This window comes from Peribacillus sp. P4_C12 (genome assembly GCF_056402095.1).
In genome coordinates this window covers 1-1,512 of record NZ_JBFUIB010000738.1, presented here as the reverse complement: position 1 = coordinate 1,512, position 1,512 = coordinate 1, and the positions used below count along the sequence as shown (strand labels likewise).

At 41.1% G+C, this 1,512-nt stretch carries 1 protein-coding gene; it reads left to right on the top strand.

Translation table 11 applies throughout. From position 1 onward, the window contains the following. Nucleotides 1–38: 38 nt before the first annotated feature. Nucleotides 39–1,166 carry a methylmalonyl Co-A mutase-associated GTPase MeaB gene (gene meaB / locus AC1DUW_RS28535; protein WP_477644144.1) on the top strand — a complete coding sequence of 376 codons (1,128 nt, stop codon included), beginning with the start codon at nucleotides 39–41 and terminating at the stop codon, nucleotides 1,164–1,166. Nucleotides 1,167–1,512 lie beyond the last annotated feature (346 nt).

The following is a 1,512-nucleotide window of genomic DNA, read 5'->3' as shown; positions in this document are numbered from 1 at the left end:
ATATACAATCGCCTCGGATATGAGGAAGTGGCGCAGTAATGAGTGAAGACAAGAAGCCGGAATGGGTCGATCTCAACAATCAGGAAGGTTTTGCTTCTTCGTTAAAGCCAGGTGTGGAATTAGCAGCCAGCCATAATAAAGCTTCGAAAAACAAATTCGTCAAAAAGCACAATGTAAAGATTTCGATTCCTGAACTTAAAGAAGGTATCATAAAAGGTGAAAGAGCAAAGCTTGCTAAAGGGATTACACTGGTAGAAAGTAATGCTTCCCACCACTTTGATTTGGCACAAGAATTATTGCATTCTATTTTGCCTCATACAGGGAACTCGCTTCGCATCGGAATATCTGGCGTACCGGGTGCCGGAAAGAGTACATTTATCGAGACGTTTGGCACCTATTTATGTGATAGGGGTTATATGGTGGCAGTCCTGGCTGTCGATCCGAGTTCCTCAATCAATGGAGGAAGTATACTTGGGGACAAGACGAGGATGGAGGAGCTTGCACGAAATCCTCGTGCCTTCATCAGGCCATCCCCATCGGAAGGAACCTTGGGCGGGGTTCACCGTAAAACGAGGGAAACGATGTTGCTCTGTGAGGCGGCAGGATTTGATGTCATATTGATAGAAACAGTAGGTGTTGGTCAGAGTGAAGCAATTGTCCGGAGCATGGTCGACTTTTTCATGTTGCTTGTCCTTACAGGTGCAGGGGATGAATTACAGGGCATGAAAAAAGGGATTATGGAACTTGTAGATGGAATTGTGGTCAATAAAGCAGATGGTGAGAACATTCCGCTTGCGATTAGGACAAAGTCAGAATACAGTAGAATTTTGCATTTCCTTCAGCCTGCAACCAAAGGATGGGCAGGAAAAGCATACACTTGTTCTGCTGTAACTGGTAAAGGGATTCCCGAGGTTTGGGATGTGCTACAGGAGTTTTCTGATACAACGAAGGAGTCAGGTGTTTTTCAAGAGCGGAGAAGGATGCAATCTAAAGAATGGTTATATTCATTAATTGATCACCAACTCAAAACGATGTTCTATAAAAATGAAACCGTTAAAGGTCTGCTTCCTGTGCTCGAAAACCAGGTAATGTCCGGGAATAAAACGGTTACTACTGCTGTTCAGCAAGCATTTCAATCTTTCACGGATACTTTTAAGTCAAATTAAAAAAGAAAAGGATAGGGCATAAATGCTACGCATAATGCCCCATCCTTTTGTAGATGAAATTATCTTGTTGTAAACTATATGATTCCCGCTTCTTTTTCGTTTAAACATGTTAGTCCTGTGCTTTCTGTTGTTTTAGAAGGTAAATATATTGAATCAAGATGAGGCAATTGTTATGATAGGATTGAAGAGAAAACTTGGAAGGAGCACATACTTATGAATATGGATTTCAATTTTTTAATGAACGACGTGGTCAAACAAGGTTTTCTCTTCAATCCTATCATAACAATTGCCTCATCTTGATTCAATATATTTACCTTCTAAAACAACAGAAAGCACAGGACTAACA

What these genes read in the sequence shown, in the direction of transcription:
- meaB (WP_477644144.1), top strand. Translation starts at nt 39, where the DNA reads ATGAGTGAAGACAAGAAGCCGGAATGGGTCGATCTCAACAATCAGGAA.